Annotated in this window: 15 protein-coding genes; 4 read left to right on the top strand and 11 right to left on the bottom strand. The window is 58.4% G+C overall.

Annotated elements, in window-relative coordinates; genetic code table 11:
• Positions 1–22 precede the first annotated feature (22 nt).
• The 4 genes from rpsI to U5K34_RS07510 form a co-directional block, all read right to left on the bottom strand.
• Positions 23–412, bottom strand: coding sequence for a 30S ribosomal protein S9 (rpsI, locus tag U5K34_RS07525; RefSeq protein WP_322567772.1), 390 nt, complete (start codon positions 410–412; stop codon positions 23–25).
• A gap of 12 nt (positions 413–424) precedes the next feature.
• Positions 425–853, bottom strand: a complete 429-nt coding sequence (gene rplM / locus U5K34_RS07520; protein WP_322567771.1) for a 50S ribosomal protein L13 — start codon at positions 851–853, stop codon at positions 425–427.
• Between the two features lie 603 nt (positions 854–1,456).
• The gene (locus U5K34_RS07515) at positions 1,457–2,125 is read right to left on the bottom strand and encodes an alpha/beta hydrolase (RefSeq protein ID WP_322567770.1); all 669 of its coding nucleotides are present in this window, start codon (positions 2,123–2,125) and stop codon (positions 1,457–1,459) included.
• 391 nt (positions 2,126–2,516) lie between these two features.
• A complete protein-coding gene (locus U5K34_RS07510) occupies positions 2,517–2,825 on the bottom strand; it encodes a (2Fe-2S) ferredoxin domain-containing protein (protein ID WP_322567769.1) in 309 nt (102 codons plus the stop codon).
• A 388-nt stretch (positions 2,826–3,213) separates the two neighbouring features.
• Between U5K34_RS07510 and U5K34_RS07505 the strand changes: the two genes are divergently transcribed.
• From U5K34_RS07505 to coq7, 3 genes are all read left to right on the top strand, one after another.
• The gene (locus U5K34_RS07505; RefSeq protein WP_322567768.1) at positions 3,214–4,446 is read left to right on the top strand and encodes a (Fe-S)-binding protein; all 1,233 of its coding nucleotides are present in this window, start codon (positions 3,214–3,216) and stop codon (positions 4,444–4,446) included.
• Positions 4,443–4,952 (top strand): outer membrane beta-barrel protein, encoded by a 510-nt coding sequence (locus tag U5K34_RS07500; RefSeq protein WP_322567767.1) that lies wholly within the window; start codon positions 4,443–4,445, stop codon positions 4,950–4,952. Before U5K34_RS07505 ends, U5K34_RS07500 begins: the two co-directional genes overlap by 4 nt.
• 265 nt (positions 4,953–5,217) lie before the next feature.
• The gene (gene coq7, locus U5K34_RS07495) at positions 5,218–5,862 is read left to right on the top strand and encodes a 2-polyprenyl-3-methyl-6-methoxy-1,4-benzoquinone monooxygenase (protein WP_322567766.1); all 645 of its coding nucleotides are present in this window, start codon (positions 5,218–5,220) and stop codon (positions 5,860–5,862) included.
• Positions 5,863–6,055: 193 nt separating this feature from the next.
• Here coq7 and speD read toward each other — a convergent pair whose 3' ends face one another.
• From speD to U5K34_RS07475, 4 genes are all read right to left on the bottom strand, one after another.
• Entirely contained in the window at positions 6,056–6,841 is a 786-nt protein-coding gene (speD, locus tag U5K34_RS07490) for an adenosylmethionine decarboxylase (RefSeq protein ID WP_322567765.1), read from the bottom strand.
• Positions 6,842–6,888: 47 nt separating this feature from the next.
• Positions 6,889–7,281, bottom strand: a complete 393-nt coding sequence (locus U5K34_RS07485; RefSeq protein ID WP_322567764.1) for a VOC family protein — start codon at positions 7,279–7,281, stop codon at positions 6,889–6,891.
• 148 nt (positions 7,282–7,429) lie between these two features.
• Positions 7,430–9,082, bottom strand: a complete 1,653-nt coding sequence (locus tag U5K34_RS07480) for a DUF885 domain-containing protein (protein WP_322567763.1) — start codon at positions 9,080–9,082, stop codon at positions 7,430–7,432.
• 40 nt (positions 9,083–9,122) lie between these two features.
• A complete protein-coding gene (locus U5K34_RS07475; RefSeq protein WP_322567762.1) occupies positions 9,123–9,551 on the bottom strand; it encodes an OsmC family protein in 429 nt (142 codons plus the stop codon).
• Positions 9,552–9,770: 219 nt separating this feature from the next.
• Here U5K34_RS07475 and crp point away from each other — a divergent pair, with 219 nt between their 5' ends.
• Positions 9,771–10,409: a cAMP-activated global transcriptional regulator CRP gene (gene crp / locus U5K34_RS07470; protein ID WP_322567761.1), complete on the top strand. Its 639-nt coding sequence runs from the start codon at positions 9,771–9,773 to the stop codon at positions 10,407–10,409.
• 243 nt (positions 10,410–10,652) lie between these two features.
• On the opposite strand, the gene trpC is transcribed toward crp, so the two are convergent.
• The 3 genes from trpC to U5K34_RS07455 form a co-directional block, all read right to left on the bottom strand.
• Positions 10,653–11,450 (bottom strand): indole-3-glycerol phosphate synthase TrpC, encoded by a 798-nt coding sequence (gene trpC, locus U5K34_RS07465; protein WP_322567760.1) that lies wholly within the window; start codon positions 11,448–11,450, stop codon positions 10,653–10,655.
• 144 nt (positions 11,451–11,594) lie between these two features.
• The gene (trpD, locus tag U5K34_RS07460) at positions 11,595–12,611 is read right to left on the bottom strand and encodes an anthranilate phosphoribosyltransferase (protein ID WP_322567759.1); all 1,017 of its coding nucleotides are present in this window, start codon (positions 12,609–12,611) and stop codon (positions 11,595–11,597) included.
• A 167-nt stretch (positions 12,612–12,778) separates the two neighbouring features.
• Complete coding sequence (locus U5K34_RS07455; RefSeq protein WP_322567758.1) at positions 12,779–13,366, bottom strand: aminodeoxychorismate/anthranilate synthase component II; 588 nt, start codon at positions 13,364–13,366, stop codon at positions 12,779–12,781.
• Positions 13,367–13,369 lie beyond the last annotated feature (3 nt).

Genomic DNA, 13,369 nt, shown 5'->3' with positions numbered 1-13,369 from the left:
CGTTAAAAACGCAGCAGCGTTTTTAACGCTTGGAGTACTGCGGACGCTTACGCGCCTTGTGCAGGCCGACTTTCTTGCGTTCGACTTCGCGGGCGTCGCGGGTGACGTAGCCGGCGCGGCGCAGGGCGGGACGCAGGGTTTCTTCGTATTTCATCAGCGCGCGGGTGATGCCGTGGCGGATGGCGCCGGCCTGGCCGGTGTTGCCGCCGCCGCGGACGAAGACTTTGACGTCGAAGGTGCCGGTGTGGTCGGTCAGCTCCAGCGGCTGGCGAACGACCATGCGGGCGGTTTCGCGGCCGAAGTATTCGTCCAGGGGACGCTTGTTGACGCTGATGCTGCCGTTACCGGGGGTCAGGTAGACCCGTGCGGTGGAGTTCTTGCGACGGCCGGTGCTGTAATAGTTATCTGCCATGAGGGTTCCTGCCTAGAGTTCCAGTGCCTTGGGCTGTTGAGCCGCGTGATTGTGGTCCGCGCCGCGGTATACCTTGAGCTTGCGGAACATGGCCCGGCCCAGCGGGTTTTTGGGCAGCATGCCGCGCACGGCGGTCTCGAGGATCCGTTCCGGGTGCTTGTCGCGCTGCTTGTCCAGGGAGACGGACTTGATGCCGCCCGGATAGCCGGTGTGGTGGTGGTACATCTTGTCCCACTCTTTGTTACCGGTGACCGCGATCTTGTCGGCGTTGATGACAATAATATAGTCACCGGTATCGACGTGCGGGGTGTATTCCGGCTTGTGCTTGCCGCGCAGGCGGCGGGCGATCTCGGTAGCGACGCGACCCAGAACTTTGTCTGTCGCATCAATCACATACCAGTCGCGTTTGACGGTTTCCGGCTTGGCGCTAAAGGTTTTCATCGACTCGAGCCTTAAGTTATTAAACTACTGCAAAAAAGAGGCGGAATCTTACAGAAATCGGGGGCCCCTGACAAGAGCCGCCGGCACGGACGGGCCATTTTTTGCGGACAAAAAAAAGGCGCGGAAAAGGGGGGAACCGCGCCACAAATACCACCATAAGGAGGATGGAGGAGTTAAAAACTGTATTTCAGTGTTTGCTAATATAATTAATTGACAATATTCAGTCAAGCCCCGATGCCCGATTTTTTTAGTCAGGAAATACCTTAAATATCATAGGGTTTGATGAGTTCTGAGTTCTGAGTACTAAGTACTGAGTTGGCAGTTGGCAGTTGGCAGTTGGCAGTTGGCAGTTGGCAGAAAAATGATGGGGTAGGAGCGGCTGCGCCGCGATGGGCCCTGCCGTGTGGCACGGCCTATCGCGCCAGAGGCGCTCCCGGCGCCCTCCGGGCGCAGGGACGAGTGACGAGTGACGAGTGACGAGGGGAAAATCAAAACCCGGCCTCATCGATCGTAGGAGCGGCTACGCCGCGATGGGTCTTGCCTTGCGGCACGGTCTATCGCGCCGGAGGCGCTCCTACAGCCCTTTGCCCCGGGTTTTCCTCGTCACTCGTCCCTCGTAACTCGTCCCTGAGCTCTTAACGCTGGCGACAGCTTCGGCCAGGCCTCGATCACCGCCTCGCGCACCTCATTCAATCGCCCGTGAAAGAAGTGGCCGGCCCCCTCGAGCCAGATGAGCTGCGGCGGGTTGGCGGTCTGGCGGGCGACCCAGTCGCGGACCTGGTGGGCGTCGATGACCTCGTCCTCGCTACCCTGGATCACGAGCCAGGGGATCGCGATCGCCGGCAGATCGTCGCTGCCGTAAAGCGACAGGGGCGGCGCCGCGACCAGCAGCCGCTCGGCCCCGACCCGCGCGTGCATCTTGAGCGCCACCTGGGCGCCGAAGGAGAAGCCGCCCAGCCACAGCGGCGCGTCGGGGTAGTGTTGCCGCACCCACTCGACCGCCGCGCGCAGATCCTCCAGCTCGCCGACCATGTTGTCGAACTCGCCCTCCGAGCGGCCCACGCCGCGGAAGTTAAAACGCACCGCCGTCGCGCCCAGCCGGTTCATAGTCGCGGCGAGGATATGCACCACCTTGTTGGTCAGGCTGCCGCCGTGCAGCGGATGGGGATGACACAGCACCGCCACCGGGGCCTGCGGCGCCGGGTTGTCGGGTTCTTCGATGAGCAGCTCCAGCTGGCCGACCGCACCTTCGATTAGCAATTTTTGACTCATAACTAATTCTGACAGTTTTCAGTTCGCAGAAATATAACCCTATGACTCAAAGCGGCAGGAGCGCCTTTGGCGCGATAGAACGTGCCACACGGCAGGGCCCATCGCGGCGCAGCCGCTCCTACAGAACCCGGAAGACCACCAACTGCCAACTCAGCCAGGTAGGCCCGATATAGCGCAGCGGTATCGGGCATTTTTCGGGATGCCGGACACCGCTGCGCTATGTCCGGCCTACACCTCAAACAGGGACGAATTACGAGGAAAAGCCTCATAACCGGAAACTGTAGGAGCGCCTTTGGCGCGATAGAACGTGCCACACAGCAGGGCCCATCGCGGCGCAGCCGCTCCTACAGGCCCCGGATGACTGCCAACTGCCAACTGCCAACTTTCTTTTCTATATCTTTAACCGATCAACAATTCTGCCGTTGAGCAAATGTTCCTCGATGATTTCGTCGATGTCTTCCTCGTCGATGTAGGTGTACCAGGTCTCGTCGGGGTAGACGACGATCACCGGGCCTTCCTCGCAGCGGTCCAGGCAGCCGGCGTTGTTGATGCGGATCTCGCCCTTGCCGTGCAGGCCGAGTTCCTTGACCCGCTGCTTGGCGTAATCGCGCAGGCGCTGGGCGCCGAAATTGTTACAGCAGGTTTCCCCTTCCTCGCGCTGATTGACGCAGAAAAAGACATGGTGCTTGTAAAAGGACATAAACCACTCCTGTACTCAGGGCCGGGGGACGAGTTACGAGGGACGAGGAAAAGCGTCATAACCGGAAACTGCGGGAGCGCCTCCGGCGCGGACAGGTCGTGCAGCCCGATAGACTGTCGCGGCTGAAAGCCCCTCCCACGGCGCCCTCCGGACGCAGGTACGAGTGGCGAGTGACGCGGTAAATCAAAATCCTCGAGCCCCTGCATTGTAGGAGCGGCTGCGCCGCGATAGATCTCTCCGCGCGGTATGGCCTATCGCGCCGGAGGCGCTCCTACAGCCTTCGGTGTAAGGTATTTTTCCTCGTCCCTCGTCCCTCGTCCCTGTTTTTGTGATTATGTCATACATCGAGCTGAAACCGGGTGCCGGAACAGGGTAGACTTGCCGGACCATGCAGCCCGACGGTTCTGAACCCTTGCCCCTTTCCCGACAGATCGATCAGCTGGCCGATCAGTGCGTCAAGTGCGGGTTGTGCCTGCCTCACTGCCCGACGTATCAGGCCGATCTGACCGAGAACGAGTCGCCGCGCGGGCGGATTGCGCTGCTGCAGGCGCTGGCCAACGGGCAGCTGGAGGCCGCGCCCAAACTGCGCGCGCATATCGACCACTGCCTGCTGTGCCGCCGCTGCGAGCGGGTTTGCCCCTCGGGGGTGGCGTATGGCCGGCTGTTCGACCTGGGCCAGCAGCTGCTGGCGCAGGATCGCCGCCCCGCTCGCGCTGCCCGCCTGGGACTGGCCCTGCTCACCCGTCCCGTCGGGTTGCGCGCGCTGGTCCGGCTGATCGTACTGGGCCAGCGCAGCGGCCTGGCCGCGCTGGGGCGCGGCCTGGGTCTGGGACGACACTCAACCCTGCTGCGCCGCGGCCTGACGCTGCCGCGGCTGCCCTGGCCCCGTTCCCTGGCGCCCCACTACCCCGCCATGACACCGCGCCGGGGCCGGGTCGCCCTGTTCACAGGCTGTGTCAGCGCGGCCGCCGACAGCCGGACCCTGGGCGACACCATCGCGGTATTGCGCTATTTCGGCTTCGATGTGACCGTTCCCGCCACGCAACAATGCTGCGGGGCCCTGCACGCCCACAGCGGACAGCACGCGCAGGCCGAACAGCTGGCGGCGCGAAACCGCCGCGCGTTTGCCGGCGAGTTCGATGCGATCATCGTCACCGCCTCCGGCTGCGCCAGCCAGTTGCTGGAAACAGATTTGCCCGTGCCGGTGCGCGATGCGGTCAGTTTTATCGCCAACCAGTCCTGGCCCGATTCACTGCCGGTTCGCGCCGGCGATGAAACCGTGGCCGTGCATGAGCCGTGCAGCGCGCAGAATGTGCTGCGTGCCGCAAATGATATCTACCCGCTGCTGGAACACATCCCCGGGCTGCGGATCCTGCCGCTGGGGGATAACGCCACCTGCTGTGGCGCCGCCGGCAGTTATCTGCTGCGCTACCCCGCGTTTGCCGATCAACTGCGGGCGCGCAAACTGGCGCACGTTGAAGAACAACATCCCGATCGCCTCGTCACGACCAACATCGGCTGTGCCCTGCATTTGCAATCAGGCCTGGTCGAACAGCACAATTTGATCCCGGTCATCCATCCACTTACCCTGTTGCGCGAATATATCGAGGCCCCGGCATGATTCACCTGCGACAATTGCCCTGGTTGCTGTTACTGGTGGCCGTGGCCACCTCGGCAACGGCCAGGGACAAGGACCATTTCTCGGTCAAACTCGGCACCCTGCAACACGAAAACCCGGCTTATGATCCGGCCATCAACCTGGGCCTGACTGTCGGCGGCAAACTCATGGACGGCAAGTACCTCAGCCTCGGGCTGCAACTGGAAATCAACACCTCGGTAGTCGAAGGCGAGACCTCGACCGTTCGCAAGGATTGGGAGATGGATACCCATGCGCTCTACACCAGTCTCTACATCGGCGAACGCCACTACCTGAAACTCAAGGCCGGCTACAGCGACTGGCAGGTGCGCTACGACACCGAAGCCGAGCGCAACGGCAACGGCCTGAGCTGGGGCGTCGGCTATGGCTACCCGCTGGATAACGGCCGTACCCTGGAACTGGAATACACCCTGCTCAGCGACGACGAAGACTACGGCATCAACTACATCAGCCTGGGGTATTACTTTTGATTCGGTCCGTCATTTTTACAGACGCTGAAAATAACGCAAAGGACGCAAAGGCGCGGAGAACGCAAAGTTAGTAATTTTTGGTGTGTAAAATAGACAGTCAGAATTCCTGGTTCAAGTATCAGGTTGATTAGCAGCCCCATATAATAATAACGAATATAATTTTCTCTGCGATCTTTGCGTCTTTGCGTCCTTTGCGTTGCTTCCAGAGCCTTGGTATAAAAACACCAGCTTGCAGCCTTAACTGTCCTCGAGTATCTTTAAGAATATGGAACAACGTCATTACAGCCCGGTGGATCATTTTCTGATGAACGTCGATCTCGGCCTGCGTACGCTGGTGGGCAGGCCGGTGCTGACCGAGCGGCCGAATCCCGCCGCGGCGGTCGCGGAGTCGGCGCTGGACGAGGACCAGCAGGTCCTGGCGGCACGGCTGATGCGCGTTAATCACGCCGGCGAGGTCTCGGCCCAGGGGCTGTATCAGGGCCAGGCGCTGACCGCCCGGCTGCCGGACGTGCGTGAAAAAATGGAGCGCGCCGCGCTGGAGGAAAACGACCACCTGGCCTGGTGCGAGTCACGCATCAACCAGCTGGGCGGACACAAGAGTTATCTCAACCCGCTGTGGTATGCCGGCTCGGTGAGCATCGGCGCACTGGCCGGGATCGCCGGCGACAAATGGAGCCTCGGCTTCGTCGCCGAAACCGAACACCAGGTGGTGCGGCATCTCGACAGCCACCTGGCGCAACTGGATGAGCGCGACGCCAAATCCCGCGCCATATTGCAGCAAATGAAAGAAGACGAAGGCCTCCACGCCACCACCGCCCTGCAGGCCGGTGGCGCCGAACTGCCCTTCCCCGTCAAAAAGCTCATGCAGCTGACCTCGAAGATCATGACCCGGACGGCTTATTGGATCTAAAACACAGGGCCGAGTGACGAGGGACGAGTAACGAGGAAAACCTTAACCACGAAGGCGCGAAGACACGAAGTTTTTTAGTCTTTAATCCTTCGTGTCTTCGAGCATTCGCGGTTAATTTATTTATATCGGAATTACGATCGAGAAGCCCGGATTTTGATCTTCCTCGTAACTCGTCCCTCGTAACTCGTCCCTGTTATTTCGAAAGTTTCGGCATGTTCTGCGCGTAGAAGATTTCCAGCATTTCTTTTTGCAGGCGCTGGTGCAGCTGTTTACGTTTGTTTTCGGGCAGGTCCTTGGCGCTGATGTCGAACAGGTAGTTGTCCAGGTCGAATTCCTTGAGGATCATCTTGGTGTGAAAGATGTTTTCCTGGTACATGTTGACGTCCACCATCTGGTAGAGGTTCTTGGTGTCCTTGGCCAGGAAGTTCTGGATCGAGTTGATCTTGTGATCGATGTAATGCTTCTTGCCCCGCACATCGCGGGTGAAGCCGCGCACGCGGTAGTCCATGATCACGATATCCGACTCGAAGCTGTGAATCAGGTAGTTCAGGGCGCGCAGGGGTGAGATACGCCCGCAGGTGGAGACATCGATATCCGCGCGAAAGGTGCTGATACCGTTATCCGGATGACTTTCCGGGTAGGTGTGCACGGTGATGTGGCTCTTGTCGAGATGCCCGACGACCGATTCGGGCAACGGCCCCGGTGCGGCATTGGTGTCGAGTTCCTCTTCCGGGATCACCGGTTCTTCGGAGATCAGCATGGTCACGCTGGCGCCCATGGGCTCGTAGTCCTGGCGCGCAACATTGAGGATATTGGCGCCGATGATGTTGCTCACCTCGGTGAGAATATTGGTCAGGCGCTCGGCATTGTACTCCTCGTCAATATACTCGATATAGGCCGCCTGTTGCTCGGCGGTATCGGCATAGTTGACATCGTAGATGTTGAAGCTCAGTGTCTTGGTGAGGTTGTTGAACCCCATCAGACGAATCTTTCTGCTGTGTTTTTTATCCAACAGCTTACCTCTCGTTACGCTTTTGCCAGTGGCGGGTGATAGATCATCTGTACCACGTTGCCATCGGGATCATAGCAATAAAAACTGCGGGCACCATCCCGATGGGTCCTGGGTTTGGTCCGCATCGACACCTCATTGGCGAGCAGGAATTCGTACCATTCATCCACCGCCTCGGGGGTATCGAGTATGAAACCGATGTGATCCAGATGTTGCGGACCGTCGAAGACTTCCTCGCTATGATGCAAGGCCAGGTTATCGTTGCCCGAGGTGAGGTAGAGGTTAGCGGGGTCCGGGCGCCACTCCTCGCGCATCCCGAGCAGCTCGACATAGAACCGCTCGCAGGCGTCGAATTCCCGGACATACAGGGCAACATGACGCAAACCGGCTGTGGCAACGGGACGTTTCATTGCATTCTCCTTATGAGCCCGATCGGGAAAAAACAACCATTTTAAACCAACCGCCCGGAGGCGTCAGGCGTTTTTGTCCCTCTGCCGATCGAGCTCAAACTGTCCGATATTATGCTGTCAAATCAGGCAGTTGCCGCCGGCGTGCCGATCAGGCGTCCGTGCCGGTTGCCGGTTCGGTGAAGATACCGCGTTGGACGCTGTCCCAGACCGGCCGGCCAAACTGGTTGCGGATCACGTGCGACAGCGCGATGGAGCCTTCCGCCAGCAGCCGGTCGTGGAAGGATTTGAGTTCAAAAGGACTCTCCAGCTGCGACAATCGCTCGCGTGTCGCGTTGATCAGGGCCCAGCCGGTGGCGTAACCCATAGGCACGGTCGGTGCATGGGTATACCAGCCCAGATCCGCCAGCGCCTGTTCGTGCGTGAAACCCAGCCACTGCTCCATCCGCTGCGCCGCCTGTGCGAGTGACACTCCCCGGGTGTGCAACTCCACATCCAGCATGATGCGCAGCGCGCGCCACAATCGGTCCTTGAGCAGGACGAAACGCGACTCCGGCGTGTCGAGGAAGCCCTGCTCCTGCATCAACTGCTCGCAATAAAGCGCCCAGCCTTCATACAGCGTCGCCGACGGATTGACCAGGCGCGGCAGGGTACTCGAACGATGGCCCCGGTTGGCCGTGACAAATTGCAGATGATGACCGGGCCAGGCCTCATGGACACAGGTATGGCGCAGACTGACCTGGTTGTGCTCGCCCAGCGACAACGCATCTTTCACCGGCGTGACATAGTAATAGCCCTGTTGCTCGGGATCGTTAAACGGCGGCTCCATATAGGCGGCAAAGGGAATCTCATGCCGCAGGAAGGTCGGCGTCTCGATCACCTTGAGCGATTCCTTGCCCGGCAGGCTGACGAGATCCTGTTCTGCGACAAACGTATGCGCGGCCTGCATGTTCTGCCGGTATTGCTCGAGCAGCTCTTCCGCCGCCGGGTGGCGGGCGTGGATCTTTTCAGTCAGTTGCCGGATATCTTCGTCGCCCTGCAGCTCGACGGTGACGGCCTTCAGTTCGCGCAACGTCTCTTCGAACAGGCGCTCGCCCAGGGCATGCAACTGCCGCGCACTGACCGGCAGGGCATGACGATGATGTAACAAGCGTTCGAACCAGGCCGTGCCACAGGCAAAATCGCCCGCCGCTTTGGGTTGCAGTTCGGTCTCCATAACGTGGGCAAACTCGTCGACGGCATGCGCGGCCTGCTCCAGCTCGGCATTGAGGCCGTGCCGGATAAACACCGGGTGTTTGCGCAGGCTGCGCAAATAATCCGCGCCCTGCTCGGCCTCGGTATGCGCGGCCTCCAGCCACACGGGCGGGATCCTCTCCGGTTCGCTCTGCAGATTGGCCTGGGCATTACGCAAGTGGCGCGGGATCGCCTGCAACCGGTTTTGCAAATGCTGTTTGTTAAATTTGAGATTATGCAGCGTTAATTGATAGATGGCATGGATCGGCAGATAACGCGCCGGATCCCGATAACGCCAGTCATGCTCGATCAGTTCGGATGATTCGATGACGGCGGCGCCATACATCACTTCCCGATCAATCACCTGTGCCGCGGTCAATACCGAGGTATCGATTTCATCCAGCGCGTCGATCAGTTTTTCATTCAATGCCTTCAGGGCACCGATCTCATCGTCGGCAAACGGAGTCAGTTGCGATTCAAAACCCCGCACTCCCAGGTCCACCGCCTTCTCGGGATGAAAACGGAACCAGGCCTGATAGTAACTGTGTACGAGCCCGGGGAAATCAGCCATAAACATTATTCCTTGCGATTGAGTTCAGTTAGCGACGGGTTCATTCATCTTCCGGCTCGATCACTTCGTAGTCATGGCTGATTTCGACACCGCCATTAGCAAGCATGATTGACGCCGAGCAATATTTTTCCGCCGACAGTTCCACGGCCCGTTTGACATGTTTTTCACCGAGGCCCTTGCCGGTAATGACAAAGTGGACATGGATGTGCGTAAACACCTTCGGTTCGGTTTCCGCGCGTTCGGCGTACAGCTCGGCATAGCAGTCCCGAATCGGCTGGCGGGATTTTTTCAGAATATTCACGACATCAAAGCTGGTGCAGCCGCCCATGCCCAGCAGTAACATTTCCATCGGGCGAATGCCGAGGTTGCGACCGCCGTGTTCCGGCGGGCCGTCCATCACCACCGCATGGCCGCTGCCCGACTCCCCGACGAAGGTGGCATCCTGAACCCATTTAATCCGCGCTTTCATCTGACTGTCATCCTCCCGAATCACACTGATTGGTTGTGCAGAACCGGCCGGCATTAGCTGAAATCCGGGCGGCAACTGCAAAATCGCTGCCGTATCAGAACCCCGGCGGGGTGACAGCATTCTCAATTCGGCGACGAAAATCGCCGCTTCTATTGTAAATGCCTTTTATTGGTATACCATAGGCAGCAACCGACGTCAGCAGACTATATAAGGAAAAGCATGGTTCAGGCCAAGGTTGAAAATACGGGCATTCCCACGCTGGATCGCTTCCTGGAGCATTGCCACCGGCGCCAGTATCCGGCCAAAAGCGTCATTATCTATGCCGAGGATGACTCCGAGGTGCTCTACTACATCGTGGACGGCTCGGTGTCGGTTCTGATCGAAGACGAGGAAGGCCGGGAGATCGTGCTGGCCTATCTTAACAAGGGCGATTTCTTCGGCGAGATGGGGCTGTTTGACGAGGAACGCAATCGCAGTGCCTGGGTGCGTGCCCGCAGCACCTGCGAAGTCGCTGAAATCAGCTACGCCAAATTCCGCCAGCTGTACCAGGACCACCCGGACATCCTGTTCGCCGTGGCCCGGCAGATGGCCACCCGCCTGCGCGACACCAGCCGCAAGGTCAGCGACCTGGCCTTCATGGATGTCACCGGCCGCGTCGCCCGCACCCTGCTGGATCTGTGCAAACAACCCGATGCCATGACCCACCCCGACGGCATGCAGATCCGCATCACCCGCCAGGAAATCGGCCGCATCGTCGGCTGCTCCCGCGAAATGGTCGGCCGCGTGCTCAAGACCATGGAAGAACAGGGACTGATCCACGTCAAAGGGAAAACTATCGTCGTCTTCGGCACCCGATAGGAATCATTTTTCAGACTCTCTGGAAAATAACGCAAAGGACGCAAAGACGCGGAGAACGCAAAGATTTTAATTACTGTTTTCCTATAGTATTGATCTGACTTATCAATACATTGAAGTCATCCTCTATTCAGAATTTTCAGAGCAAAATTTCATCCAAATTGCCACGGGTTAGTCTGAAAGATTATTTCCTTTGCGCCCTTCGCGTCTTTGCGTCCTTTGCGTTTATTCCACTAACTCATCTATTTAGTCGAACAGGGCCTTGAGCCGGGTGCCGGGGTCTTCGGCGACCATGAAGGCTTCGCCGACGAGGAAGGTGTGGACGCCGTTGTTGTGCAGGTGTTTGACATCGTCGGGGGTATGGATGCCGCTTTCGGTGACGACGATGCGATCGTCGGGGATTGCATCGAGCAGTTCGAGTGTCGTCTCCAGCCGGGTCTCGAAGGTCCGCAAATCACGGTTATTGATCCCGATCAACGGGGTTTCGAGTTTCAGGGCTCGCTGCAGTTCCCCGGCATCATGCACTTCCACCAGCACGGCCATACCCAGTTGCCGGGCCAGGTCATGCAGCTCGCGCATCCGGGTATCGTCAAGCACGGCGACGATCAGCAAGATACAATCGGCTCCGATGGCGCGGGCCTCATAGACCTGGTACGGGTCGATCATGAAGTCCTTGCGCAATACCGGCAGCGAACAGGCATTACGCGCCTGTTGCAGGAATTCGTCACTGCCCTGGAAGAAATCAACATCGGTCAACACCGACAGACAGGCAGCACCGCCCTGTTCGTAGGAGCGGGCAATCTCCGCCGGGACGAACGGATCGCGCATCACCCCCTTGCTGGGCGAGGCTTTTTTGATCTCCGCGATCACCGCCGGCTGACTGTTCGCCAGACGCTGTTCAATAGCGTGAACAAAATCCCGTACCGGCGACGCCTCCGCCACACGTTGTTGCTGTTGCGACAATGGAATTGTCGCCTGGCGTTCGGCTACCTCGTCCCGTTTACGGTCGATGATTTTTTTTAAAATATCGGGAGTATTATTCATTTCACTATTTATATTTTTCACCATAGAGAACGAAAATATAATTTTGAATGTTGAATTTTGAATTGCGGAGCCACATCTAATTCAACATTAAAAATTTAACATTCAACATTGTATCCCCGCGTCTCTGCGGTAAAAGCTTTTCTCTTAAAAAGACCTGGACAGTTCTACCAGAGCATCGAGCTTGGCGGCGGCGGAGCCGTCGGCGATCACCTCGGCGGCACGTTTGACGCCGTCCTCCAGCGTCGGCACCAGGTCGGCGGCGTAGATCGCCGCGCCGGCGTTGAGCTGGACAATATCCCGGGCCGGCCCGGGCTGGTTATTCAGCAGGTTTTTGATGATTGCCAGCGATTCCCCGGCGGTGGTCACTTTCAGGGTGGTCACATCCGTGCGCTGCAGGCCGAACTGTTCCGGGGTGATGCTATAGCTGCTGACCTTGCCGTCCTTCAGCTCCGCCACATGGGTCGGTGCACCGATGCTGATCTCATCCATGCCATCTTCGGCGTGTACCACCAGCACATGTTTGCTTCCCAGTTTTTTCAGTACCTCGGCCAGGGGAACCAGCAGTCGCTCGGAAAATACGCCGAGCACCTGATAAGGCGCGCCGGCCGGATTGGTCAAGGGCCCCAGGACATTGAAAATCGTGCGCACGCCCATTTCGCGGCGCGGACCAATGGCGTGCTTCATGGCGCTGTGATGTTTGGGTGCGAACATGAAACCCACACCGGTTTCATCGACGCAGCGCGCCACCTGCTCGGGACTCAAATCCAGATTGATGCCGGCAGCCTCCAGCACATCGGCACTGCCACACTGGCTGGAGACCGAGCGATTACCATGCTTGGCCACCTGCCCGCCGGCCGCCGCCACCACGAAGGCACTGGCAGTGGAAATATTAAAGGTACCGGCCGCGTCACCGCCGGTGCCGCAGGTATCAACCAGATGCTCGCCATGAACCGAGACCCGGGTGGCCAGCTCGCGCATCACGCCGGCGGCGGCGGCGATCTCGTCCACCGTCTCACCCTTCATGCGCAGCCCGACCAGAAAACCGCCGATCTGCGCCGGTGTTGCCTCGCCGGTCATGATCAGCCGCATCACCTGTGTCATCTCCTCGCCGGTCAGATCGCGGTTTTCAGTCACCGCCTTGATCGCTTCTGTCATATCCATTTCTATATCCCGTTTTTAATTGATCTTTACCGCAGAGACGCAGAGGACGCGAAGTAACGCTTAATGTTGAATTTTAAGTTTTGAATTTTGAATTAAAAGCCATGACCGTAATTCATAATTTAAAATTCAACATTCAAAATTATATCTCTGCGTCTCTGCGGTAAAATTTATCTTTGGTTTTGTTCCAGAAAATTACGCAACATGTCATGACCGTGTTCGGTCAGGATCGACTCGGGGTGAAACTGGATCCCTTCGATGGCCAGTTCTTTGTGCCGCACGCCCATGATCTCGTCCAGCTCGCCGTTGTCCTGTCGAGTCCAGGCAGTCACTTCCAGGCAATCGGGTAATGAATCTTTTTCGATGACCAGTGAGTGATAACGGGTCGCCTCCAGCGGATTGGCCAGTCCTTGGAATACCCCGATATCATAATGATGGATCATCGAAGTCTTGCCGTGCATGATGCTGCCGGCGTGCACGACCTTGCCGCCAAAGGCCTGGCCGATGGCCTGGTGGCCCAGACAAACCCCCAGGATCGGCAACTTGCCGGCGAAGCGGCGAATCGACTCCACCGACACCCCCGCCTCGTTGGGCGTACAGGGACCCGGCGAGATCACCAGGTACTCCGGTTTCAATTCGGCAATCTCATCCAGCGTAATCTGGTCATTACGATAAACCCGCACCTCCACGCCCAGCTCACCGAAATACTGAACCAGGTTGTAGGTAAACGAATCGTAATTGTCTATCATTAGCAACATAGA

The organism is Thiohalophilus sp. (genome assembly GCF_034521165.1).
Lineage (GTDB): Bacteria > Pseudomonadota > Gammaproteobacteria > UBA6429 > Thiohalophilaceae > Thiohalophilus.
Note: the sequence above shows the minus strand (reverse complement) of the source record. Positions and strands in the feature narration are given on the sequence as shown.

Excerpts from the sequence above, each read along its gene's own strand:
- rpsI (WP_322567772.1), bottom strand. The coding sequence starts at position 412 with ATGGCAGATAACTATTACAGCACCGGCCGTCGCAAGAACTCCACCGCA.
- rplM (WP_322567771.1), bottom strand. The coding sequence starts at position 853 with ATGAAAACCTTTAGCGCCAAGCCGGAAACCGTCAAACGCGACTGGTAT.
- U5K34_RS07515 (WP_322567770.1), bottom strand. The coding sequence starts at position 2,125 with ATGAGTCAAAAATTGCTAATCGAAGGTGCGGTCGGCCAGCTGGAGCTG.
- U5K34_RS07510 (WP_322567769.1), bottom strand. The coding sequence starts at position 2,825 with ATGTCCTTTTACAAGCACCATGTCTTTTTCTGCGTCAATCAGCGCGAG.
- U5K34_RS07505 (WP_322567768.1), top strand. The coding sequence starts at position 3,214 with ATGCAGCCCGACGGTTCTGAACCCTTGCCCCTTTCCCGACAGATCGAT.
- U5K34_RS07500 (WP_322567767.1), top strand. The coding sequence starts at position 4,443 with ATGATTCACCTGCGACAATTGCCCTGGTTGCTGTTACTGGTGGCCGTG.
- coq7 (WP_322567766.1), top strand. The coding sequence starts at position 5,218 with ATGGAACAACGTCATTACAGCCCGGTGGATCATTTTCTGATGAACGTC.
- speD (WP_322567765.1), bottom strand. The coding sequence starts at position 6,841 with ATGGGGTTCAACAACCTCACCAAGACACTGAGCTTCAACATCTACGAT.
- U5K34_RS07485 (WP_322567764.1), bottom strand. The coding sequence starts at position 7,281 with ATGAAACGTCCCGTTGCCACAGCCGGTTTGCGTCATGTTGCCCTGTAT.
- U5K34_RS07480 (WP_322567763.1), bottom strand. The coding sequence starts at position 9,082 with ATGGCTGATTTCCCCGGGCTCGTACACAGTTACTATCAGGCCTGGTTC.
- U5K34_RS07475 (WP_322567762.1), bottom strand. The coding sequence starts at position 9,551 with ATGAAAGCGCGGATTAAATGGGTTCAGGATGCCACCTTCGTCGGGGAG.
- crp (WP_322567761.1), top strand. The coding sequence starts at position 9,771 with ATGGTTCAGGCCAAGGTTGAAAATACGGGCATTCCCACGCTGGATCGC.
- trpC (WP_322567760.1), bottom strand. The coding sequence starts at position 11,450 with ATGAATAATACTCCCGATATTTTAAAAAAAATCATCGACCGTAAACGG.
- trpD (WP_322567759.1), bottom strand. The coding sequence starts at position 12,611 with ATGGATATGACAGAAGCGATCAAGGCGGTGACTGAAAACCGCGATCTG.
- U5K34_RS07455 (WP_322567758.1), bottom strand. The coding sequence starts at position 13,366 with ATGTTGCTAATGATAGACAATTACGATTCGTTTACCTACAACCTGGTT.